The 22490-nt window shown below is 73.0% G+C and carries 20 protein-coding genes and 2 riboswitches; of the genes, 13 read left to right on the top strand and 7 right to left on the bottom strand.

From position 1 onward, the window contains the following. Positions 1 to 57 precede the first annotated feature (57 nt). On the top strand, positions 58 to 1662 hold the full coding sequence (locus tag ACZ8ZB_RS28200; RefSeq protein ID WP_470741600.1) for a glycoside hydrolase family 43 protein: 1605 nt from the start codon (positions 58 to 60) through the stop codon (positions 1660 to 1662). Between the two features lie 268 nt (positions 1663 to 1930). Here the strand turns inward: ACZ8ZB_RS28200 and ACZ8ZB_RS28195 are convergent, their stop codons facing one another. Beyond that, entirely contained in the window at positions 1931 to 2944 is a 1014-nt protein-coding gene (locus tag ACZ8ZB_RS28195; RefSeq protein ID WP_470740430.1) for a LacI family DNA-binding transcriptional regulator, read from the bottom strand. A 207-nt stretch (positions 2945 to 3151) separates the two neighbouring features. On the opposite strand from ACZ8ZB_RS28195, the gene ACZ8ZB_RS28190 reads away from it, so the two are divergent. Further along, positions 3152 to 4117 (top strand): glycoside hydrolase family 6 protein, encoded by a 966-nt coding sequence (locus ACZ8ZB_RS28190; protein WP_470740429.1) that lies wholly within the window; start codon positions 3152 to 3154, stop codon positions 4115 to 4117. Between the two features lie 69 nt (positions 4118 to 4186). Here the strand turns inward: ACZ8ZB_RS28190 and ACZ8ZB_RS28185 are convergent, their stop codons facing one another. Next, positions 4187 to 4378: a hypothetical protein gene (locus ACZ8ZB_RS28185; RefSeq protein WP_470740428.1), complete on the bottom strand. Its 192-nt coding sequence runs from the start codon at positions 4376 to 4378 to the stop codon at positions 4187 to 4189. 638 nt (positions 4379 to 5016) lie between these two features. Between ACZ8ZB_RS28185 and ACZ8ZB_RS28180 the strand changes: the two genes are divergently transcribed. Further along, on the top strand, positions 5017 to 5283 hold the full coding sequence (locus ACZ8ZB_RS28180; RefSeq protein WP_470740427.1) for a hypothetical protein: 267 nt from the start codon (positions 5017 to 5019) through the stop codon (positions 5281 to 5283). Between the two features lie 89 nt (positions 5284 to 5372). Here the strand turns inward: ACZ8ZB_RS28180 and ACZ8ZB_RS28175 are convergent, their stop codons facing one another. From ACZ8ZB_RS28175 to ACZ8ZB_RS28165, 3 genes are all read right to left on the bottom strand, one after another. Continuing rightward, positions 5373 to 5654 (bottom strand): DUF7336 domain-containing protein, encoded by a 282-nt coding sequence (locus ACZ8ZB_RS28175; protein ID WP_470740426.1) that lies wholly within the window; start codon positions 5652 to 5654, stop codon positions 5373 to 5375. Between the two features lie 111 nt (positions 5655 to 5765). After that, positions 5766 to 5936, bottom strand: a complete 171-nt coding sequence (locus ACZ8ZB_RS28170; protein ID WP_470740425.1) for a hypothetical protein — start codon at positions 5934 to 5936, stop codon at positions 5766 to 5768. 247 nt (positions 5937 to 6183) lie between these two features. Next, positions 6184 to 7164, bottom strand: coding sequence for a ferric reductase-like transmembrane domain-containing protein (locus ACZ8ZB_RS28165; RefSeq protein ID WP_470740424.1), 981 nt, complete (start codon positions 7162 to 7164; stop codon positions 6184 to 6186). Positions 7165 to 7370: 206 nt separating this feature from the next. Further along, a riboswitch (cobalamin riboswitch) is annotated at positions 7371 to 7601 on the top strand. Positions 7602 to 7795: 194 nt separating this feature from the next. Here ACZ8ZB_RS28165 and ACZ8ZB_RS28160 point away from each other — a divergent pair. The 10 genes from ACZ8ZB_RS28160 to ACZ8ZB_RS28115 all read left to right on the top strand — a co-directional run bounded on the left by ACZ8ZB_RS28160 (position 7796) and on the right by ACZ8ZB_RS28115 (position 17420). Then, positions 7796 to 8704, top strand: coding sequence for a GHMP family kinase ATP-binding protein (locus tag ACZ8ZB_RS28160; protein WP_470740423.1), 909 nt, complete (start codon positions 7796 to 7798; stop codon positions 8702 to 8704). Continuing rightward, positions 8701 to 9723, top strand: coding sequence for a cysteine synthase family protein (locus ACZ8ZB_RS28155; RefSeq protein ID WP_470740422.1), 1023 nt, complete (start codon positions 8701 to 8703; stop codon positions 9721 to 9723). Before ACZ8ZB_RS28160 ends, ACZ8ZB_RS28155 begins: the two co-directional genes overlap by 4 nt. Further along, a complete protein-coding gene (locus tag ACZ8ZB_RS28150; RefSeq protein ID WP_470740421.1) occupies positions 9720 to 10961 on the top strand; it encodes an ATP-grasp domain-containing protein in 1242 nt (413 codons plus the stop codon). Before ACZ8ZB_RS28155 ends, ACZ8ZB_RS28150 begins: the two co-directional genes overlap by 4 nt. Beyond that, a complete protein-coding gene (locus ACZ8ZB_RS28145) occupies positions 10954 to 12222 on the top strand; it encodes an MFS transporter (RefSeq protein ID WP_470740420.1) in 1269 nt (422 codons plus the stop codon). Before ACZ8ZB_RS28150 ends, ACZ8ZB_RS28145 begins: the two co-directional genes overlap by 8 nt. Then, the gene (locus ACZ8ZB_RS28140; protein ID WP_470740419.1) at positions 12191 to 12940 is read left to right on the top strand and encodes a class I SAM-dependent methyltransferase; all 750 of its coding nucleotides are present in this window, start codon (positions 12191 to 12193) and stop codon (positions 12938 to 12940) included. Before ACZ8ZB_RS28145 ends, ACZ8ZB_RS28140 begins: the two co-directional genes overlap by 32 nt. A 53-nt stretch (positions 12941 to 12993) precedes the next feature. Then, a riboswitch (cobalamin riboswitch) is annotated at positions 12994 to 13171 on the top strand. Positions 13172 to 13199: 28 nt separating this feature from the next. Beyond that, on the top strand, positions 13200 to 14225 hold the full coding sequence (locus tag ACZ8ZB_RS28135) for an ABC transporter substrate-binding protein (protein ID WP_470740418.1): 1026 nt from the start codon (positions 13200 to 13202) through the stop codon (positions 14223 to 14225). After that, a complete protein-coding gene (locus tag ACZ8ZB_RS28130; RefSeq protein WP_470740417.1) occupies positions 14222 to 15337 on the top strand; it encodes a FecCD family ABC transporter permease in 1116 nt (371 codons plus the stop codon). The genes ACZ8ZB_RS28135 and ACZ8ZB_RS28130 overlap by 4 nt, the downstream gene beginning before the upstream one ends. Then, complete coding sequence (locus ACZ8ZB_RS28125) at positions 15334 to 16119, top strand: ABC transporter ATP-binding protein (RefSeq protein ID WP_470740416.1); 786 nt, start codon at positions 15334 to 15336, stop codon at positions 16117 to 16119. Before ACZ8ZB_RS28130 ends, ACZ8ZB_RS28125 begins: the two co-directional genes overlap by 4 nt. A gap of 343 nt (positions 16120 to 16462) precedes the next feature. Continuing rightward, positions 16463 to 16837: a roadblock/LC7 domain-containing protein gene (locus tag ACZ8ZB_RS28120; protein ID WP_470740415.1), complete on the top strand. Its 375-nt coding sequence runs from the start codon at positions 16463 to 16465 to the stop codon at positions 16835 to 16837. Positions 16838 to 17054: 217 nt separating this feature from the next. Next, positions 17055 to 17420 carry an ArsR/SmtB family transcription factor gene (locus ACZ8ZB_RS28115; RefSeq protein WP_470740414.1) on the top strand — a complete coding sequence of 122 codons (366 nt, stop codon included), beginning with the start codon at positions 17055 to 17057 and terminating at the stop codon, positions 17418 to 17420. Between the two features lie 13 nt (positions 17421 to 17433). Here the strand turns inward: ACZ8ZB_RS28115 and ACZ8ZB_RS28110 are convergent, their stop codons facing one another. After that, positions 17434 to 19521 carry an SWIM zinc finger family protein gene (locus tag ACZ8ZB_RS28110; RefSeq protein ID WP_470740413.1) on the bottom strand — a complete coding sequence of 696 codons (2088 nt, stop codon included), beginning with the start codon at positions 19519 to 19521 and terminating at the stop codon, positions 17434 to 17436. Beyond that, a complete protein-coding gene (locus ACZ8ZB_RS28105; RefSeq protein ID WP_470740412.1) occupies positions 19518 to 22427 on the bottom strand; it encodes a DEAD/DEAH box helicase in 2910 nt (969 codons plus the stop codon). Before ACZ8ZB_RS28105 ends, ACZ8ZB_RS28110 begins: the two co-directional genes overlap by 4 nt. Between the last annotated feature and the right edge of the window lie 63 nt (positions 22428 to 22490).

Below are 22490 nucleotides of genomic sequence, written 5' to 3'. Positions count from 1 at the left end.
CTCGAAAGCGACGGAGCCACTCCGACCGATGGGCCCGAGGTGAACACCTCCATGAATATGTCATGTTCGCATCAATTTTTTACTCGCCGCCGCATGCTCGCGGCCGCCACCGGCCTGGCCGCCGGCGCCCTCATCCCCCCTGGGCCCGCCCTCGCGACCGCGGCGCAGTACACGAACCCGGTGATCTGGCAGGACTTCGCGGACATCGACGTCCTTCGCGTCGGCGACACCTACTACGCCTCGGCCTCGACGATGCACTACTCGCCGGGCGCGCCCGTCCTGCGCTCGTACGACCTGGTGAACTGGGAGATCGCCGGCCATGCGGTATCCGTCCTCGACTTCGGCGCCAAGTACGACCTGAACGGCGCCCGCGGCTACGTCAGAGGAGTCTGGGCATCGTCACTGGCCTACCGGCCCAGCAACAGGACCTTCTACTGGCTCGGCCAGATCGACTTCGCCCGGACGTACCTCTACACCGCCACCGCGGTGGAGGGGCCGTGGAACAGGCTGACGACGATCAGCACCCCCTACTACGACGCCGGGCTGCTCGTCGACACCGACGACACCCTCTACGTGGCGTACGGCAACACCACCATCAGCGTGGCCCAGCTCTCTCCCGACGGCCGCAGCCAGGTCCGTACGCAGGAGGTCTTCAGGACACCGTCCAGCGTCGGCACCTTGGAGGGCGCCCGGTTCTACAAGATCAACGGGCGGTACTACATCTTCCTGACCCGCCCCGCGAACGGCCAGTACATCCTCAAGTCCTCGAGCGGCCCCTTCGGCCCGTACACGATGCGGCAGGTCCTCCTCGACCTGCGCGGACCGATCCCCGGCGGCGGCGTCCCCCACCAGGGCGGGCTGGTGCGGACGCAGAGCGGCGCCTGGTACTACATGGCCTTCGTCGACGCCTACCCCGGCGGCCGCATGCCCGCCCTGGCGCCGGTCACCTGGACCGCGGACGGCTGGCCCGTCGTACAGCTCGTCAACGGCGCGTGGGGCACCACGTATCCCAGTCCGGCCGTACCCGCTCCGCCCCGCCAGGTCACCCCGATGACCGGCGTCGACACCTTCGACGGTACGACCCTGAAACCGAGATGGGAGTGGAACCACAACCCCGACGACACCAAGTGGTCGGTCGGCAACGGCCTGACGCTGCGGACCTCGACCGTCACCCACGACCTCTACTGGGCCCGCAACACCCTCACGCACCGGATCCAGGGCCCCACCTCCACCGCCACGGTCCAGCTCGACCACTCCGCGATGCGGGACGGCGACCGGGCCGGGCTCGCGCTGCTGCGTGACTCCTCCGCCTGGATCGGCCTCAAGCGCGACGGCGGTGCGACACGGGTGGCGATGGTCACCGGGCTGACCATGGACAGCAACTGGAACACCACCGGCACCGGCACCGAGACCGCGAGCGCGCCCGTCTCCGGCGGCCGCGTCTGGCTGCGCGCGAACGCGGACATCCGCCCCGGCGCACCGCGCCCCGGGACCTTCTCCTACAGCACCGACGGCATCACGTTCACCCGTCTCGGCCCCGCCTTCTCCATGGGCAACGACTGGCGGTTCTTCATGGGCTACCGGTTCGCCCTCTTCAACCACGCCACTCAGGCCCTCGGCGGCGAGGTCCGCGTCACGCGGTTCGAGCTGTCCACACCCTGAACCGATCCATCGACCGCACGGCCCGGCCCGGCCCCGACCCGCCCCGACCCGTCCCGTCCCGACCAGGAGGACCATGAACCCGGCGCCGCGACCGGCATCAGCGGAAAAAGGGGCAGGCTGCAACCAGTACCCAAGCCGTCGGACCGGACGGCAGCCGCTGCTTCCGCCGCTGGACCCCGGCCACCCTGGCCGGCTCCCTGGGCGCCCCGCGCCGCGCCCGAGGGCAACCCGTTCGGACCGGGGCCCGCCCCTCCCGGACAGTGAGGAGTCAGGCGCTGGCCCGGACGGCCAAGCGGGTGGGGAGGACCAGCGGGGTGGGGTCCTGCCCGTTGACGAGCGCGACGAGCATGCGCGCCATCTCCCGTCCGAGAGCCTCTATGGGCTGATGGACGGTGGTGAGCGGCGGATCGGCGATCCGGGCGACCGTCAGGTCGTCGAAGCCGACCACGGCGACGTCGGCGGGGACCCGCCGGCCGGCCTCCCGCACGGTGCGCAGCGCTCCCGCCGCCATGTTGTCGTTGGCGGCGAACACCCCGTCCACATCGGGGTGTTCCGCCAGCAGCGCGGCCATGGCGGCGGCTCCGCTGGGCTCGGTGAAGTCCCCCTCCAGTGGCGGGAACGGATCGAGACCGGCGCCCAGCATGGCGTCCCGGTAGCCGCGGTACCGGGCGCGCCCGGCCCCGGTGTCCAGACGCCCGCAGATCACGGCCACGCGTCTCCGGCCGAGTGAGACCAGATGCTCGGTCGCCTCGCGCGCTCCGCCGACGTTGTCCACGTCCACGTACCACCGGGGAGCCGGACCGACCGGGCGCCCGCCGAACACGACGGGCATCTGCGCCTCGTCGGCCATCCGGGTCAGCGGATCGTCCTCGCGCAGCGCCATCAGCATCACACCGTCCGCGCCCCTGGACCGCAGGAGCTCCTCGACCCGCTTGCGGCCCCGGTCGGAAGCGGCCAGGCACAGCATCAGATGCAGGTCCGCCTCGTCCAGGGCGGCCGACGCCCCCACGATCACCCGGGCGAAGAACGGATCGGCGAAGATCGACGGGTCCTCTCCCGAGACGACCAGGGCGGCAGCTCCCGTCTGACGGGTGGCCAGCGCGCGGGCGGTCGGATTGGGTACGTAACCGAGTTGCCGCACGGCCCGTTCGACGGCCTCGCGCTTGGCCCGGCTGACGTGCGGGGCATTGTTGAGGGCGCGGGAGGCCACGGAGCGGGAAACACCGGCGCGTTCGGCCACCTCGTCGAGCGTCGGATGCCGACGCGGCGCTGCTTCTGCCATGGCTCGTGAGTCTTCCACAGGCGGGGAGCGCTCAGGGACACAGATATGGGACCGCTTCCAGTGCGGTGACCCACAGAACCTACGTCCTGCTGTGAAAGTGGCGTGCTGCGCCGACTATTGACAGCTCATTCCCTCACCTCCACGATTGGGACCGCTTCCAGTGGGAGCGCTCCCAAAGCGCACCTCCTCTGAAACCGAGGTACTGTTGTGAGCCGCAGAATCCGCACCCTGATGGCAGCGCTCTGTGCTCTGCCGCTGGCGTTCGCCGCCGCACCCTCCGCCCACGCGGCCGACCCCACCACGATGACCAACGGGTTCTACGTGGACCCCGACTCGAGCGCGAAGCGGTGGGCGGCCGCCAATCCCGGTGACGGCCGGGCCGCCGCGATCAACGCCTCCATCGCCAACACACCGATGGCCCGCTGGTTCGGCTCCTGGAGCGGCACCATCGGCACCGCGACAGGCGCCTACGTCGGAGCGGCGGACCACCGGGACAAGCTGCCCGTCCTCGTCGCCTACAACATCTACCACCGTGACCACTGCGGCGGGCACTCCGCCGGCGGAGCCGCCTCGCCGTCCGCCTACGCCAGTTGGATCGCTCAGTTCGCCGGAGGCATCGCGGCCCGCCCGGCCGTCGTCATCCTCGAACCGGACTCCCTCGGAGACTACGGCTGCATGACCCAGGCCCAGATCGACGAACGCGAGGCCATGCTCACCGGCGCCCTCGCCGAGTTCAACCGCCAAGCCCCCAACACCTGGGTCTACATGGACGCCGGCAACCCGCGCTGGGCCGACGCGGCGACCATGGCCCGGCGCCTCCACGAAGCCGGCCTCCGACAGGCCCACGGCTTCTCGCTCAACGTCTCCAACTACGTCACCACCGCCGAGAACACCGCCTACGGCAACGCCGTCAACAACGAACTGGCCGCCCGCTACGGCTACACCAAGCCGTTCGTCGTGGACACCAGCCGCAACGGCAACGGCTCCAACGGCCAGTGGTGCAACCCCTCCGGCCGCCGCATCGGTACGCCCACCCAGAGGGGCGGAGGCGCCGAGATGCTCCTGTGGATCAAGACCCCGGGCGAGTCCGACGGCAACTGCGGTGTCGGAACCGGCTCCACGGCCGGCCAGTTCCTCCCCGAAGTCGCCTACAAGATGATCTACGGCTACTGATCCGGGACTCCCGCCGCCCGCACAGGCGACCGGCAGCCCGCCGGGGCGGCGGGCACTCCCCCGACCACCTCACCGGAGAGGGGCCGACGCGGTTTCCCCTTCGAGGGCCTGGACGTGCGATCCGTCCATGGAGCAGTCGTCCAGTTCCAGCAGGTCGGCGCGGCGCACCTCGGTCAGCAGGGCTGAATGCAGGCACGGCCGGACTCCGGCCACGGTCCAGTCCCGCAGTCGGCGCCAGGCCGTCACCCCGGACCGGCCCACTGCTTCCCTTGGCGCGTCGCACCAGGCCACGCCCTTGCGCAGGACGTGAACGATGCCCGCCGGTGCGCCCCCGCCCGGCACCGGGAGCCGCCCGGGACGGCGGTGCCGCCGTGGGCGCTCGTGGGAATCGGCGGACTGACCGGGTGGCGTCGGACGGCTGTGGCCCCCGATGCCGCGACGGTCGTCAATGGCGGGAACCTGAGGTTCGGCCCTGGAGGCGGCGGCGTGACCAGGGGATACGGAGGCATCCTCTACAGGACCCCGGTCACGGAGCAGCTGAGAGCACTGGTGAACCCCCAACGCGGTGAGACGAACTGCCGCGCCTGTGCGGTGGCAGTCGACCGTCTGCTGGCCGAGGGCCCCCTCCTCGGCGCCCGGAGGCCTCAGGGAGGGTCTCCACAGCACCCGTCGAAGCGTTGTACGGCGGACGGCAATTCAAAGCGTCCACCGTCTCGGGCATCGTCAACGAGATCAAGAAGGGGGAGATGGCGCCCGAGGTATCGTGAGGGGCCGGAAGGGGCGGCGAGCCCGTGTCTTCAACGCGGTGAACACCAAGGGGGACGTGGTGTTCCCGGATGGTCGACCGGGGCATGCCGATCTCTCACCATGGCGAAACTTCCCCTCCTGAGGACAGACTGATGCTGGACATGGAAGAGGCGACCAGACTGGCCAAGAAGTTCCTGGACGAGAAGGTCAGCCACGAGGGCATGGCCTTCGCGCTTGTCGAGGGAGAGCGCGCCCGGGTGGGAAGCACCTTCTACTTCGACTGCCAATCAATCGCTCACCTCCGTACCGGGGAACTGCGGGACATGGCCGTCGGCACGGGCTACGTCAGCGTCGACGGGGAAACAGGGGAGTGCCGCATGCTGGGAGCGACCGAGTCCGCCCGGCTCGACCTCTTCTGACCCGCCTCGTCACGCCCTTTGATGTGCCCCATGGGGAAACGGGCCGGTGGCATGCGCGACATCCGGCGCATGCCACCGGCCCGGTAGCGTCACCCGTCCACGTACCCCTCGGTCCACTCGTCCTTGTCCATGGCGAACTCCTCCACGTAGAAGCAGTCCGGTTCGTCGCTGAAGCCCGGGAGCCGGCGGGCTCGTCGGATCCGGGCCCGTGCGGCGTCTCGGCTCGAGTAGGTGCCGAGCAGTTTCACGTCGTCCCCTGCCTCCTCATCGGCCCAGAAGTCGTCGGGAGCCTTGAAGTGCTCGGCTTCCGTTCCTTCCGGCGCGTGGTGGTGTACGTGCCAGAGCAGGTGGACCATCTGCGGATCGGCCACGGTGATCTTCCGACCTTCCTTGCTGGGCTCAGTTGCGCGACAGGTACTTGCGCACCTTGTGGTGGACGGAGCCGGGGCCCTTCTTGTGGGGCGGCCGGTGGCCGCCCCCCTTCATGACCCGGTCCGTCGCCCGGTCGAGGGATCCGCCGGCCTTCCGTCGTCGGTGTCGGGGAACGCGAGCGTTCCTGTCACACTGCCCTGAAGGGTCAGGTCCTCGGAGCCGACGACGGCGACCGCGGTGCCGGAGATCTTGCGGATGCGGGAGTAGCCGGACTCTGTCATACCGGGTGGCCGCCGGTACACCACTCCAGCGGACGTGGCCGGGCCGATGCCGCCGGGACCCCTGCCGGCTCACCGCGCACGGCGGTGCGGCCGGTCCCGCGTTCGACGCCCGGCTCCACCTCGTTGCCGTGAACTCCCGGACGACGACGCCTGCCTGGTCGCAGACGTCCAGGCAGGCAAACACCCGTACCGGGACCTGAGCGCGCGGACGTGCCGTCCGTCCCGCCAGCCCGCCCGGTGCCGGCCGTCAGTCCGTCTCCTGGGCGTGGGGGGCCGTCGCGGGCGGATGGGCCGGACGGTCCCGTCCGCCGTCGCGGCCGGACACCACCACGACGACGATCCCGACGACGACGGCTGCGACGGCGACCCGCCCCGCCGCCCGCACCCACCATCCCGGCCGGGCCGCTCCCCCGCCGGGGGAGCCCAGCCGTTCGGCCCGCCGGGCCGGTCTCAGCAGGCGCGTCAACAGCAGTACCGCGACCGGCAGTTGCAGCAGCCACAGCACGGTGCGCGGCCACTGTCCGTACCAGACGTTGGTTCCGTACAGCAGGGTGTGCCACACGCTCAGCACGTAGACGACGATCACGAACCGGTGCAGCCGCCGCCAGGTGTTCGCTCCGATGCGGTGCCGGACGTAGAACAGCAGCCCCAGCGGAATCGCCAGGTACAGGGCGCCCTGGCCGATCGGGATGGCGACCCTTCCGGTTCCGGAGTCGTACCAGCCGGGAACGAAGCTGTCGGCGAAGGCCACCCACAGCCGCTCGGCCCAGTCCACCTTCGTCTCGTAGCGCACGAGTTCCGCCGCGAACATCAGCGCGTGCGCGAACATCAGCGCCATGGTCGTCAGGCTCGTGGTGCGGTGCCAGCGCTCCAGCACCTGCCGGGAGACCGGCAGCCGGGCGGGGCGCGGCCCCGACAGCAGCAGACCGAGCATGACCGTGCCCCAGGCCCACAGCAGCCCCGACCAGCCGAACGCCTGGCTGAGCAGGTACATCCAGTAGGTGCCGGGATCGTCCATGAACGGCATGACCGCGACGGTGTCCGAAGCACCCGACTCCATGCGCGCCCACAAGAGCGCGAAGACCAGCGCCGTGACCACCACCGCCGTGGTGGCGTCGGGCAGCGCGGACCGCAGGTCGCCGCGGAGCGCGACGCGGTCGCCGGGAGGCCGTCGCCGTCCGGGCGGGGTCACCGCCCCGTCCTCGTCCGGCCTCACGTCTGACGTCATCAGGGGCCTCCCGGGCGCGGGCCACCGCAGCAACGGTGCGCATGTGGTGTGAGACGACAAGTCTGGCTGAGGAGGCAGCGATCCCCAGAGGCGTTATCCGGCCAGAGCCACCACGAGAACTGCACGGGGCACACCTGGTTTCTGCCTCCCCTCCACATTCAAGACAACCGCCGAAGCCCCACTGTCGCAGGGATACGAGCGCCTCTACGCTGGTACACGCAGTCGGTTCGCGCCTCCCGTCCGCCCGGACGCCCGGTGGCGCGACGCAAGAGGGAACCCGGTGCGAATCCGGGGCTGTCCCGCAGCGGTGAGTGGGAACGAAAGCCGTCGATGTCACTGGGCCCGCGTCAGGGCCGGGGAAGAGACGGCCGGTAGGTGTACGCCCTTTCGGCGGACGTGCCCGCGAGTCCGAAGACCTGCCACTGCGCCCGTGTCCCGCGCGGGCTGTGCGCGTGACCTCGTGGACTGGGTCGGCGGTATGGGCGGTCCTACGTCGTGCGTGTGGCCGCGCTTCCTTCCCTGTCGGTGTGCAAGGCCCGGTACGGAGGAGGATGCTGTGCGGGACCCAGCCTGTTCGCGTCGGCCGTACCGACCCCGGGTCGGCGTGTCGTCCGACGGACCGGGGCCGACCATGCCCGGACCCGTCGCGGGTGTCCTCCAGGAACCGGGCGTGTCCGGCGGCACGGTGTCCGGTGTCTGCCACGGCACTCTGGGCGAGCTGTACCAGGGCCCGTTGCGAGCGGGCACCGATCCTGAGATCGCGGTGGTGTCCTTTCCCGTGGACCGTCACTCCTGGGTGTACTTCACACCGAGGACGACGGTCGGCTCGCCGCGTCCGCCGGCACTGGGTGAGAAGTCGGCGACAGCGGTTCGGCTCTTCCTCGACCACTACGGCCTCACCCTGCCACCGGGCGACTGGCACACCCACTCCGAACTGCCGGTGGGCGTGGGGATGGCCAGTTCCACGGCGGACATCGTGGCGACGCTGCGCTGCCTGTTCCGCGTCTTCTCCCTGCCGTACGACACGGACGTGGTCCTCGGCGTCCTGGCGGGCATCGAGCGCGCCGACAGCGTCTTCCTCGACGAGTTCGCCCTGTACCTCAGCGGCCGGCACCGGGTGGTACGGCGACTGGGCCCGGACATCGGCTTCCACGCCGCCTTCGTCACGGAACCCGGCACGGTGGACACCGCCGCCGTCACTCCCCTGCTGCTGGACCACTACCGGCGCCGCGGCGAGGAGTACCAGCGGTGCCTGACCGATCTGCTGAAGGGCTTCGACTCGGGCGACCCGGGCGCCGTCGCCCGCGCCGCGACGACCAGCGCCGCGTTGTCCCAGGAGGTGCTGCCCAAGGCGACCTTCGGCAGCCTGCAGGCCCATCGTGAGCGGTTCGGCGCCGACGGCGTCTTCGTCGCCCACACCGGCTGCCTGGCCGGCTATCTCTTCGCCTCACGCCCACGGGCCGAGGTCAAGTCCGAACTCTCCGCGTTCTTCCACTCGCTCGGCCACCAGTGCACCTTCGCCCAAGGAGGCTACGGGTGATCCACCCCCACATCGCCGACGCCCTCAAAGTCCCGGACCTCGTCCGGCTCACCGACGGCCTGGTCCTGCTGCGGTTCGAGTCGATGAAGATCTACTCGGCTCTGGCCGCCGTCCGTCGTCTGCTGGAGCGGGGCACGGTCCGTCCGGGACAGACCCTGATCGACAGCTCCAGCGGCATCTACGCCTACGCCCTCGCCCTGGCCTGCCACCGGTACGGCATGCGGTGCCACATCGTCGCGTCCACCACCGTCGACGCCACCACCCTCGCTCAACTGGAGATCCTCGGCGCCACGGTGGAACAGGTCAGACCGTCGCGGAACCTCAAGCTCGACCAGGAACTGAGGGTGCGGCGGGTGCGCGAGATACTCGCCGAGCGCCCTGGCCACCACTGGATGCGCCAGTACCACGACGACGTCCACTACCTCGGCTACCGAGAGGTCGCCGACCGGATCGCGGCGGAGTTCCCGGCCGTACCGCTGACCGTCGTCGGCGGGGTGGGTTCCGGAGCTTCGACCGGCGGCATCGTGGAACACCTGCGCGTTGCGGACCCCTCGGTGCGCCTGGTCGGCGTCCAGCCCTTCGGCAGCGTCACCTTCGGCAGCCAGGACCATCACGATCCCGAGGCGATCATCGCCGGCATCGGCTCGTCGATCGTCTTCGACAACGTCCGCCACCACCTCTACGACACCGTGCACTGGCTGGACTTCACCCACGCCATGTCCGGCGCGGTCGCCCTGCTGCGCGAACACGCGGTGTTCGCCGGGCTGTCCACCGGCGCCGGCTACCTGACGGCGACGTACGAGGCCCGCCGTCACCCCGACCGACTGCACCTGGTGGTAGGGGCCGACACCGGACACCGTTACGTGGAGCGCGTGTTCGCCCGGCACGCCGAGGCCCTGGACCCGGCCGCGCTGAAACCCCTCGAGGTCCGCACTCCGGAGGAGATGGCCATGCCCTGGTCGAGGATGACGTGGCAACGCACTCCCCGTCCGGCCCGCTGGAAGGAGCAGGCGGCATGACCGTGGCCTGCCTGGAGTCACTGACCTTCGGCCTCGGCCGTCTGGTCCGCGCCGCCGACCGGCTCGGCGAGCGCCTGCTGCTCCTCACCCGGGCCCCCGCCTACTACGCCTACGAACTGGACCGGCTGCCCGCCGGCGCCCTCGACGTCGTCGTGACCGACACCTTCGACGTGGAACGAACCGCCGATCTGCTCCGGCGCACCCCGGGGCTGCGCGGCCTGATCAGTTCCACCGACACCTGGACTCTCACCGGCGCCGCCCTCACCGAACGCCTCGGCCTGCCCGGTCTCGATCCAGCCGTCCTGCGACTGACCCGGGACAAGGCCGCCGTACGCAACAGACTGCACGACGCGGGTCTCACCCGCGGAAGGGCCGTCGAGAACGCCGAGCCGGACCGCGAGGCACGCGGACTGCTGCTCAAGGAGGCGGGACTGCCGCTCGTGCTCAAGGACACGGCGGGCACCGGAAGCCAGAACGTGTGGCTGGTCCGGGACGAGGGCGAACTCGACGCGGCGCTGGCGGAGGCGTCCGGTCGGGACCTGAAAGGACGGTTGTTCGCCGAGCCCTATTTCAGCGGCCCGGTGTACAGCGCCGAGACGCTCACCTGGGACGGCCGCACCCGGCTGCTGGGCGTCTCCAGTCGGCTCATGTCACCGGAGCCGCACTTCCGGGAGGAGATCACCGCCTTTCCCGTCGCTTTTCCGGGCCCGCAGCGGACATCGCTGGAGCGCTGGCTCGACCGGGTGCTCGCCGCCGTCGGCTACACCGACCGGTTCTCGCACGTGGAGTTCGTGCTGACCGCCGACGGCCCGGAGGTGGTGGAGGTCAATCCCCGGATCGGGGGCGCGCTGGTCGGGGAGGGCATGTGCCGGGCGCTCGGCGTCAACATGTACGAGGCGATGATCGAGGCCGCGCTCGGCCGCCGCCCTCGTCTCATGGATGCGGACCTGCCCGGTGGTCCGGCCGTCGCCTTCGTTCTGGGCTATCCGGCCGCGCCCGGCGTGTTCGCCGGGGTCGCCGGGCTCGACCGGCTCACCGACATGCCGGGAACGCCCGCCTGGTACCCGGTCAAGCAGACCGGCGACCTCATCGAGCACCTCGGCGACAGCCGCGGCTACGCGGGCATCGTGTACGCCGAGGCGGAGACCGCCGAACTCGCCACCCACCGCGCGGTGGCCGCCGCGGGCGCCCTGCGGGTACTCACCGACCCGGCCGGCCGGGAGGCGCCCGGTGGGTGAGCGCACCACTCGGGGACCTGGTCTGCGGGCCTCGCTGTTTCCGCTCACCGGCCCGCTGCGGTTCCTCCTGCTCAGCTCGTTCCTCATTCCGCTCGGCAGCTTCATGGTCCTGCCGTTCATGTCGGTGTTCCTGCACGAACGGCTCGGGATGGGGCTCGGCACGGTCGGCGTCGTCCTGGCCGTGGCATCGCTCGTGCAGTTCTCCGGCGGCATCGTCGGCGGAGCCCTCGCGGACCGGATCGGACTGCGCCGCACGATGCTGTGGGCACTCGTCGTGCGCACCGTCGGTTTCGCCGGACTCCTGCTGGCCCTGCGCTGGCCGACCCTCGCGGTCTGGGCGCTGGTCCTGACGTGCTGCGGTGCCGCGCTCTACCTGCCCGCGAACAAGGCGTACCTGGTGCACGGCGTCGACGACGAGCGCCGCCCGGCGTTCCTGTCGGCGGGCAACGCGGCACTCAACGCGGGCATGGCCGTGGGCCCGCTGATCGCCGGGCCGTTCGTCCTCTCGTCACCCGGCTGGCTGTTCGCGGCCGTGACGACGCTGTTCCTCGCGATCACGGCGGGACACGCACGACTGCCAGGGACAACCACGGAGCACCCCGCCGGGCCGGAGGACACTGCCCCCTCGGGGCTCCTGGCCGGCGTGGCACTCCTGCCGTTCGCCGCCAACGCGCTCGCCTTCTACCTCTACTTCCACTTCCAGCACTTCCTGGCGGTGTACGCCGTCGAGCGCGCCTCCAGCGCGTTCTACAGCGTGGTGCTGCTGCTCTGCTTCACGCTGGTCATCGTCGTACAGCCACTCGCGTCCGGCCTGATCCGGCGCATGCCGTACGCCCTCGCCCTCGCGGTCGGCTTCACGGGGCTGGCGGCGGGCCTGGCCGTGCTGGCGGCCGGTACCCGGACGGCACTGCTGGCGGGCGGGGCGCTGATCACGCTGGGCGACATCGTGCTGTTCCTCAAGAACGACCTGGAGGCGCTGCGCCGCAGCCCCCGCTCCGACGCCGTGGTCTTCGGCCAGCAGCGGCTGGCCGCGGGCCTGGGCGCCTGCGCGAGCGGCGTGCTGGGCGGGCAGTTGTACGGCCTCGGCGAACGGGCCGGGCACACCGGCTGGTTCTGGCTGCTGGCAGCCGCCCAGTGTCTGCTGCTTCCCCCTCTGCTGCTCACGCTGCGCCGTCACACGGCGCAGCGCCCTGTCCCCGACGGCGACCATGAAGGAGCACTGACGCGCGATGACACGGACGGGCGGATTCCAGGACGATGACTTCTGGACCGAGTTCCACGACTTCCTCTTCTCCGAGCAGCGCCACGAGCAGGCCGAGGAATTGCTGGACACCTCTCCCCTGCTGGCCTTCCCGCAGGGGTCGCGCGTGCTGGACCTGTGCTGCGGGCCGGGGGTGTTCACCGTGCCGCTCGCCCGCCGCGGTCACCGCGTGACCGGAGTGGACCTGAGCCCGGCCATGCTGGACCGGGCACACAAGCGGACGGCCGACGCCGGTGCCGAGGTGACCTACGTACGGGCCGACGCCCGCGAGTACGAGGCACCGGGCGGCTTCGACGTCGTCCTCAACATGTTCACCTCCTTCGGGTACTTCGAGGATCCCGCGGACAACGCGCGCGTGCTGCGCACCATGCACACCTGCCTGGCTCCCGGCGGCACGCTCGTCCTGGACCTCGCCGGGAAGGAGCTCCTGGCCCGCAGGGTCACCCCGCCCAAGGTGGTGCGGCGGGGCGACGACCTGATGGTGCAGACCGACACCGTGCTGGACGAGTGGGCGCGGCTGCGCAGCGAGTGGGTGCTGGTCCGGGGTGAGCGGGTGACGCGGGCCACCTTGACGTGGTTCGTGTACAGCGCGGTGGAGCTGCGGCGGATGGTCGAGGAGGCGGGGTTCGGCCACGTGGAGGTCTTCGGCGGGTTCGACGGGCGCCCCTACGACGAGAGTGCCGAGCGGCTCGTCCTTCGGGCGGTCCGCGAAGCGTGAGGAAGGCGGGGCGTGCGGCCGGGTCCGCGCGCCCTTTGGCCATCGGCTCGAGCAAACGTAGGATCACCTGGTCATCGCCGCGACGGGAGACAGGAAGCCGGTGTGAATCCGGCACGGTCCCGCCACTGTGACCGGGGAGCGCCCCTCCGACACGCCACTGCGCACCGCGCGGGAAGGCGGAGGGAACGTCGATCCGGGAGTCAGGACACTGGTCCGTCGCGGGCCCGATCCGAGGAGCGCGGACTCCAGGAGGCTTCACGTGTCCCAGCTGTTCACCCCTGCCCGCACGCACGGGTTCCTTCGTGCCACGGCCGCTGCCGTGGCTCTTTCGTCAGTGCTGCTGACCACCGGCTGCGGTTCGTCCGACGGGAGCGGCGGGGACGCGAAGGCCACCGCGGCCGTGCCCGAGGGCTTCCCGGTCACCGTCGACAACTGCGGCGTGAGGACGACGTACGACGAGCCGCCGGCGCGGGTGGTCACCATCCACCAGCACCCGGCGGAGCTCATGCTCGCGCTCGGTCTGAAGGACCGCATGGTCGGCACGGCCTTCCCCGACTCCGCCGTCCTGCCCGAGCTGAAGAAGGACTACGAGGCGATCCCCGAGCTGGCGGAGAGGGAGCCGTCCTTCGAGAAGGTCCTGGACGCCGAGCCGGACCTCGTCTACGGAGGCTACGGCAGCGCCTTCGCCGAGAACGAGGGCCGCTCCCGCAAGGCGTTCGCCGACGCAGGCATCGACACCTACCTCAACCGCGAGTACTGCGGCGAGAAGCGGGTGACGATGAAGGACACCTACGACGAGATCCGCACCATCGGCAGGATCTTCGGTGTCCCGGACCGGGCCGACGAGCTGGTCGCCGACCTCGAGGGCCGCGTCGGCAAGGCCGCCGGCAAGGTCGGGGGCGAGCCCGGGGTGTCCGTCTTCGTCTACGACAGCGGTGACAAGAGCGCCTTCACCGCGGGCGGCAAGAGCCTGGGCACCGAGCTGATCCGGCTGGCCGGCGGCGAGAACGTCTTCGCCGACCTCGACGACGTCTTCGGCGACGTCTCCTGGGAGCAGGTCGTCGAGCGCAGGCCCGAGGTCATCGCCGTCTACGACTACGCCGGCGCCGGAAGCGTGGAGGAGAAGAAGAAGTTCCTGCTCTCCCAGCCCGCGCTCGCCGACGTGCCCGCCGTCAGGAACAAGCGGTTCGTCGTCCTGCCGCTGACCGCCACCCTGGTCGGCATCCGCTCGGCCTACGCGGTCGAGGACCTGGCCCGCGGACTGCACCCCGAGAGCTTCCGGTGACCCGGGCCGCCACCGACTCCTCCACCGAGCGGGCGGTTCCACGGCGGAAGGCCGACGAGCCGGGAGCGGGCCGTACGAGGTCGGCCGTCACGCTGCTCGTCCTCACCGCCCTGCTCGTCGTCTCCGCCACGGCGGGCCTCGCGATCGGCTCCGTCCAGGTGCCGCCCGGCCAGGTGTGGGGCATCGTGACGCACGCGCTGGGCGCCGACTGGCAGGATCCGGACTGGTCGCGGGCCCGGGAGACCATCGTGGTGGACGTACGGGCGCCGCGGGTGCTGCTCGGTGCGGTCACCGGCGCCGGCCTGGCGGTGATCGGCACCGCGCTGCAGGCCCTGGTGCGCAACCCGCTCGCCGAGCCGTACCTGCTCGGCGTCTCCTCGGGGGCGTCGCTCGGCGCGGTCTCCGTGATCGTGTTCGGGGTCGCCCTCTTCGGGCCGGCCTCCCTGCCGGCGGCCGCCTTCCTGGGCGCCCTGGGCGCGCTCCTGCTCGTGTACGCCACCGCCCGCACCGGCGGACGCATCACCTCGGCGCGGCTGGTGCTGTCCGGGGTGGCGGTCGCGGCGGTGCTCACCGCGGTCCTCGACCTGCTGCTGCTCACCACCGGCCGGGGCAACGAGGCCCGCGCGGTCCTCGCCTGGACCCTCGGCGGCCTCGGCGGGGTCGGCTGGGGCACCCTGTGGCTGCCGAGCACGGTCCTGCTGCTCGGTGTCGGCGTCCTCATGGCGCAGGCCCGCAACCTCAACCTGCTGCTGGCCGGCGAGGAGGCGGCCACCACGATGGGGCTGGACGTGGCCCGGTTCCGCGCCCGGCTGTTCGTGCTGCTCTCCCTCGTCACGGGCGTGCTGGTCGCGGCGGCCGGACCGATCGGCTTCGTCGGCCTGATGACGCCCCACATCGTGCGCCTGTTCGTCGGCGGCGACCACCGCCGGGTCCTGCCGACGGCGGCACTCGGCGGAGCGGTCTTCCTCGTCTGGGCCGACATCGCCGCACGGACGGTCGCCGCGCCGACGGAGATACCCGTCGGCGTGCTCACGGCCCTGTGCGGCGGGCCGTTCTTCCTATGGCTGATGCGCCGGGACGCCCGGCGCGGCACCGACCGAGGAGCGGCATGACCGCGACCGAACTGAGCGTCGACGGCGTCACGCTCACCGCCGGAGCCCGCCGCCTGGTGCACGACGTCTCCCTGACCGCCCGCCCGGGCGAGACCATCGGGCTCGTCGGCCCCAACGGCAGCGGCAAGTCCAGCCTCCTGCGCACCGTCTACCGCGTCCTGCGCCCCGACACCGGCCGGGTACGCGTCGACGGGGACGACGCCTGGGCGCTGCCGGTGCGGCGACTGGCCCGCACCGTGGCGGCGGTGGTCCAGGACTCGGCGGCCGACTTCGACCTCGCCGTCCGCGAGGTCGTCGCCATGGGCCGCACCCCGCACAAACGGCTCCTCGCCGGCGACACCGCCGAGGACGCCGAGATCATCGACTCCGCGCTCCTGGCGGCCGACGCCGTCCACCTGGCCGACCGCCCCTTCGACCGGCTCTCCGGCGGCGAGCGCCAGCGCGTCCTCATCGCGCGCGCCCTCGCCCAGCAGCCCACCCTCCTCGTCCTCGACGAACCCACCAACCACCTCGACATCCGCCACCAGCTGTCCGTGCTCGCCGCCCTGCGCCGCCTGCCCGCCACCGTGCTGCTCGCCCTGCACGACCTCAACCTGGCCGCCTACTACTGCGACCGCCTCTACGTCCTGCACGACGGCGAAGTCACCGCCTCCGGCCCGCCCGCCGAGATCCTCACCCCGCAGCTTCTGGCCGAGGTCTACGGAGTGGCGGCGGAAGTCGCCACCCATCCGCGCACGGGCGCCCCGCAGGTGACGTTCCTCCCCGGGGAACCACGCGGCTGAAGGGCCCGCCCGTGCCCCTGCCCGCCCGCGCCGCCTGGGCATGAGCGGGCGCGGGCCCGGAAAAGGCGGTCGGGGACCCCGGCCTCCGGGTGGCTCCCGCCCGGTGGTCGTCGGGCCGGCCGTCCGGGAGAGATCGCGATGCCGCGGGAGCGAAGCTTTGCGAACCGCTCACGATCACAGGGCAGTTCATGACGCACACCTTCGATCGTCGGATGGTCATACCGGAAAACACGTCCTCCCGGGCCGGTGCCGCCTGCCTACGGTGCCACCACCGGCCAGGGCGGGAGGCGCCGCCCCGTGCAGGCCGACGCAACCCACGAGAAGACCGAAGAGGGAGACGTCCATGGCAACTGTGGAAGTGTCGTTGAAGGAAGTCATGACCGTCGTCGAAGGGGCCCTCGGAGCGGCCCTCGTCGACTACTCCAGCGGCATGGCCCTGGGGACGCTGGGCGGGGGCAAGGACCTGGACCTGACCGTCGCGGCCGCCGGCAACACGGACGTCATCCGGGCCAAGGTGCGCACCATGGAACTGCTGGGGCTGACCAGCCAGATCGAGGACATCCTCATCACCCTCGACAGCCAGTACCACCTCATCCGGCTGGTCACCGGCCGCAGCGGCAACGGTCTGTTCCTGTACCTCGTGCTCGACAAGTCACGGTCGAACCTGGCGATGGCCCGCCACCAGCTCAAGCGGACCGAGCAACAGCTGGAAGTCTGAACGCCTCCGGGTCCCGGCCGACGCGCGCCCACGATGTGAAGAATTCTTCAAGTCACCACATCGACATGATCCCCATCCGCGGATGCGCGCCGCGCCGGGCGAGAAGGACCGGCGCGGAAGGGCCGGTCCGGAAAGACGGCACATCGTGCGGCGGCGCGTTCGCGGGGCGTCGCCGCACGGTGGAGAACATCCCCGACGCGGCAGGGAGTGCGCGCCCATGCGAGTCCCCCTCTACCAGGCCAAGGCGGAGTTCTTCCGCATGCTGGGACACCCTGTGCGCATCAGGGTCCTGGAGCTGCTGCAGCACGGGCCCGTGCCGGTGCGGGACCTGCTCGCCGACATCGACATCGAGCCGTCCAGCCTCTCGCAGCAACTGGCCGTGCTCAGGAGGTCCGGCATCGTCGTCTCGGTCCGGGAGGGATCCACCGTCCGGTACGCCCTCGCCGGTGGCGACGTCGCCGAACTGCTCCGCGCGGCCCGCCGAATCCTCACCGAACTGCTGGCCGGGCAGAGCGAGCTCCTGGCCGAACTCCGGCAGAGCGACGCGCCCTTGCCGCCGGCGCCCCGGAGCGGGCGGGGCTGAGGCCCCGGGGCCGTCACAGGTCGCCCGGCGCGTCCAGACCGGTCAGAGCGCCCACGGGGTCCGGGTCGGGGGTGCCGCGGGGCCACCAGTCGTCGTGGCCCGGCTCGGACTCGTAGGCGTACCAGAGGTGGTCGCGGCCGAGGCGGAGCTGGACGTGGCCCCGGGGGTGGGTCAGGTGGTTGCGCCAGGGGCGGAAGGCGGGGAGGTCGGCGGCGAGGAGGAGCGGGCGGGCGCGGTCGAAGCGGCCGGCCGGCGGGTCCCAGGGCTCCTCGAGGACGGCGAGGCCCGCCGGCCCGCCCTGACGCCAGGCGGCGACCGCGCGCGCCAGCTCGGCGGGGGTGCGGCCGGCCGCTCTGGCGAGGGAGGAGTACAGCGCGCGCGTCGCCCCGGTCAGACCGGAGCCGGGGCGGACGGCGGCGAGCCGCACCGCGTCCTGCCAGAGGGTGAGCCGGCCGACCGGGTCGCGGCCTGTGGTGAGCAGGGCGTGTGCGCGGGCGGCGGCGTCGGTGGCCAGCTGGTCCAGCGCGAACGGGTCCGGTCCGCCCGGGGACGCGGGGTACGCGGGCGGCTGCTCGGGGTGCGGCGGCGGGGGCAGCGGGGCCGGGAGCGGGGGGAGGGCGCGGTCCCGTCGGGCGAGGACCTCGGCCGCCCGGAGGCCGGGCAGGGGTTCCGGTTCCTTGTCCTGGGCGGCGCGGGCCGCGCGGGCGGCGCTGAGCCGGGACAGCGCGTCGACCACCTCGCGCTCACCGCGTCCGCGCAGCAGGAGCAGCACGAACGGGTCGGCGTCGAGCAGCCGGGCCGTCTGGTAGCAGAGGGCGGCGGCGTGCTTGCAGGGGTGGCCGGCATCGGGACAGCTGCACTGCGGGGCGAGGTCGCCGGGACCGGGCAGCAGCGGGACCCCGCAGTCGGCGAGGGACGGGGGCATCTCCTTGTCCAGCAGCGCCGCGATGTGGCCGGGGCGGTCGGCGGCGGCGTCCAGGAACCGCTCCCAGTCGGCGTCCGTGAACGTCCGCAGCCGCACCTGTACGCGGTACGGCCGCGGGCGGCTGCCCCGCACGTACGCGAGCACGAGTCCCGGCGTGACGGTGACGGCGTCGACGTGTCCCTGCCCGGCGTACCCGCGTCCGCGGGCGAGTCGGGCGGCGTCCAGCGCCCCCTCCTCCAGCGCCGTGACCCATGCGTCGCCCCACCAGGTCCCGGCGAAGCCCTCGCCGTCCGAGGCACGGGGCGGGAACGCCGGGAAGGTGCGGCGCAGATCGCCGTCGCGGGCGGGGGCGGCCATGGAGCGGGGGGCGACGGGTGCGGGCGGTGCGGTGTCCCGCGGGGTGCGGGACGGACGTGTGCCGGCGTCCTCCGCGGCCCCGTCCCGGGCGCGGGGGGCCGGAAGGCCGCCGGGCGGGCGCGCGTCGTCAGGCGTCGCGGGGGCGCCGCCCCGGCCGGGGGCGGCGTCGGTCCGCGGGTCCGGTCCGGGCATGCGGAAGGCGTCCGCGAGCGACTCCCGTACCTCACGGGCCCGGGCGTCGGCGGCCCGGTCGCCGCGGGTCGTGCGCGGGACCAGGGGCGCGGGGGCGCGTCGTGCACGGGGCTCGGCGTCCGTCGCACGGCCGCCGGGTGCCGGGCGCGCCCGCAGCGCCTCCTCACGCGCGGAGCGCAGCGCCTCCCGCGCGATGTCCCCGGGGCGCGGGAGCGCGTGCTCTCCGGCGGCAGCGACCGCTGTGTCCCCGGGGTTTCCGGGGTTCCCGGGGTTCCCGGACGACGGGTCGGCAGGGGGCGGAGCGTCGCCGTGGGGCTCCTCTCCGAAAGGCGCCCCGCCCTCCGCCGGTGCGCCCGGGTCCTCGTGGTCCGGTTCCGCCGCACCGGCGGGCTCCTGCGCACCGCGCCGGGCCCGCACCGCCTGCCGCAGCGCCTCGCGGGCCGCGTCGCCCGGGCGGGATCCGCGGCCGGGGTGAGGGGGGCCGTCGGGCCGTCCGGGGGCCGGGGCGGCCGGCCGGTCCGGAGCGGGCCGGTGCTCCGGTGCGTCCGGGGCCGCCGGTTCGCGGGTGGTCCGGGCGCGGGCGGCGCGCAGGGCCTCGCGGACCTCGTCGGAGGGGCGGGGGGTCATGCCGGCCTCCGCAGGGACACCAGGTCGGACAGGTCGCGGTCGGACAGCTCGGTGAGGGCCGACTCGCCGGCGCCGAGGATCGCGTCGGCGAGGGCGCGCTTGGACTCCAGCATCTCGGCGATGCGGTCCTCGACCGTGCCCTCGGTGACCAGGCGGTGAACCTGGACCGGCTGGGTCTGGCCGATGCGGTAGGCGCGGTCGGTGGCCTGTTCCTCCACCGCGGGGTTCCACCAGCGGTCGACGTGGACGACGTGGCCCGCGCGGGTGAGGTTCAGGCCGGTGCCGGCGGCCTTGAGGGAGAGCACCAGGACCGGGGTCGCGCCGCTCTGGAAGCGGTCCACCATGCGCTCCCGCTCCGCCACCGGCGTACCGCCGTGGAGGAGGTCGACGGGGACCGCGCGCCCGGCGAGGTGCGCGGTGATCAGGCGGGCCATCCCGACGTACTGCGTGAAGACCAGGGCGGAGCCGTCCTCGGCGAGCAGGGTGTCCAGCAGCTCGTCCAGCAGGGCGAGTTTCCCGGAACGGGCCGCGAGCCGGTCGCCTCCGGCGTGCGCGTGCTCCTCCTTGAGGTAGAGCGCCGGGTGGTCGCAGATCTGCTTGAGCGAGGTCAGCAGCTTCAGCACCAGTCCGCGCCGGCCCATGCCCCGCGCGCTCTCGATGGCGTGCATCGACTCGCGCACCACGGCCTCGTACAGCGCGGCCTGCTCGCGGGTGAGCGGTACGGGGTGGTCCGTCTCGGTCTTGGGCGGCAGCTCGGGGACGATTCCGGGGTCGGACTTCCTGCGCCGCAGCAGGAAGGGGCGGACCAGGCGGGCGAGGCGCTCGGCGGCCTCCTCGTCCTCGCCGGTCTCCACGGCGCGCGCGTGCCGGGCCCGGAAGGACTGCAGCGGGCCGAGGAGTCCGGGGGTCGTCCAGTCCAGGAGGGCCCACAGCTCGGAGAGGTTGTTCTCCACGGGGGTGCCGGTGAGCGCCACCCGCGCGGGGGCCGGGATCGTGCGCAGCGCCTTCGCGGTCGCGGAGTGGGGGTTCTTGACGTGCTGCGCCTCGTCGGCGACGACCATGCCCCAGGCCCGCCCGGCCAGCTCCGGGGCGGCGGAGCGCATGGTGCCGTAGGTGGTGAGGACGAAACCGCCGTCGAGGCCGTCCAGGGTGCGGTCCGGGCCGTGGAAGCGGCGCACGGGGACGCCGGGTGCGAACCGGGTGATCTCCCGCTGCCAGTTGCCGAGCAGCGAGGCCGGGCAGATCACCAGGGTCGGCTCGGTGCGGGCCCGCTTCAGGTGCAGCGCGATGAGGGTGACGGTCTTGCCCAGGCCCATGTCGTCGGCGAGGCAGCCGCCGAGGCCGAGGGAGGTCATGAGGTCCAGCCAGGCCAGGCCCCGCAGCTGGTAGTCGCGCAGGGTGGCGTCGAGGCCGGGCGGAGGCTCGGCGGGCCGCACCCCGGCGGTCAGGCGGTCGCGGAGGGCGGCGAGGGCGCCGGCCGGCACCGCCTCGACCGTCTCCCCGTCGATCTCCGCGTGGCCGGTGAGGGCGACGGACAGCGCGTCGACCGGGTCGAGCAGCCCCAGGTCCCGCTTGCGGGCCTTGCGGACGAGGCCGGGGTCGACCAGCACCCACCGGTCGCGCAGCCGTACGACCGGACGGTGGGCCTCGGCCAGGGCGTCCATCTCGGTCTCGGTGAGCGGGTCGCCGCCGAGGGCGAGCTGCCAGCCGAACCGCAGCAGGTCCCCGCTCTCGAAGAAACCGGTGCCGTCGGTCGCCGAGCCGGGGGCCGGGCGGACCACCGCCGTGGCGGTCAGGTCCTGGGCGAGGTCCCGGGGCCAGTGCACGGCGACCCCGGCCGCGGCGAGCCGGGCGGCCGCCACGCCCAGCAGGTCGTTCAGCTCCTCCTCGGACAGGGCCAGTACGTCCGGCACGTCCTGGTCGGAGAGCCGGTCCAGCGGCGGCCAGACCCGGGCCGCGCGGCGCACCGCGAGGGCGGCGTCCACCCGCGCGCGGGGGCCGAAGGCGTCGTCCGCCGCGCCCGCCCACAGCGCCGTCGCGTCGGCCACCAGGGTCGGGTCGGCGAGGCTGTGCACCTGCACGATCGCGGCTCCCGCGCTCCGTGCGGCGCTCCCGTCCCCGCCGGCTCCCCCGCCGCCGTCGAAGAGGTCGTACGCGGACAGGTCCAGACGGAGCGAGATCCGTACGCCGGCGTCCATGCCGGCGGCGACCTCGGCGGCCCAGTCGCGGGCGTCGGGCAGCCGCTGCGCCTTCCGCGCGGCGAACGGGAGCCCCGCGGCGTACGGCGCGGCCGGGGTGCGGGGCAGGGTGTCGGCGACCGCGTCCAGGAAGGCGCGCACCAGCGACTCCGGCCGGGGCAGCCGGAGGGGGCCGGGGCCGGGCAGCGGGACGGCGTGGCCCTCGTACGGCAGGGCGGCGGCCACCGCGCGCAGGTGCGCCACGTCGTCGGGGTCGAGCGGGCCGGCGCGCCAGGCGTCGTGGCCGGCGGCGGTCAGGCCGGGCAGCAGCCGGCCGCGGGCGGTGAGCCGCAGGGCGTGCAGGGCGGCGGCGCCCCAGCAGGCGGTGGCGGGGTGGGCCGCGGGATCGTGCCGGGCGCGGACCAGCAGCGGGAGGGCCTCGTCGACGGGGAGGGAGAGCGCCGGGACCGTCCGCCGCCGCACCCCCGTGCCGTGCGGGCGGACGACGGTGAGGTCGGTGCGCGGCGCGGAGGCGCCGGGCGGCCCTTCGCCGTCGGGCGGCCCTTCGCCGTCGGGGCCGCCCTGGGGGTCGTAGAAGGCGACGCGTCCCTCGCGCGGGAGGGACGCCGGGAGGAAGACGGCCGCGAGCCGGACGGGGACGTCCGTCCCGCCCGCACCGCCGGATCCGGCGGTCTCCCGCCCGGCGGCCGTCATGGTCCTCTCGGCCATACGTCCTGTCGCCTCCCGCCCGTCCGTCTGATCAGCCGTCCCCGACTCTACGGGCGGGGTCCG

Source organism: Streptomyces sp. 12E, assembly GCF_055633275.1.
Note: the sequence above shows the minus strand (reverse complement) of the source record. Positions and strands in the feature narration are given on the sequence as shown.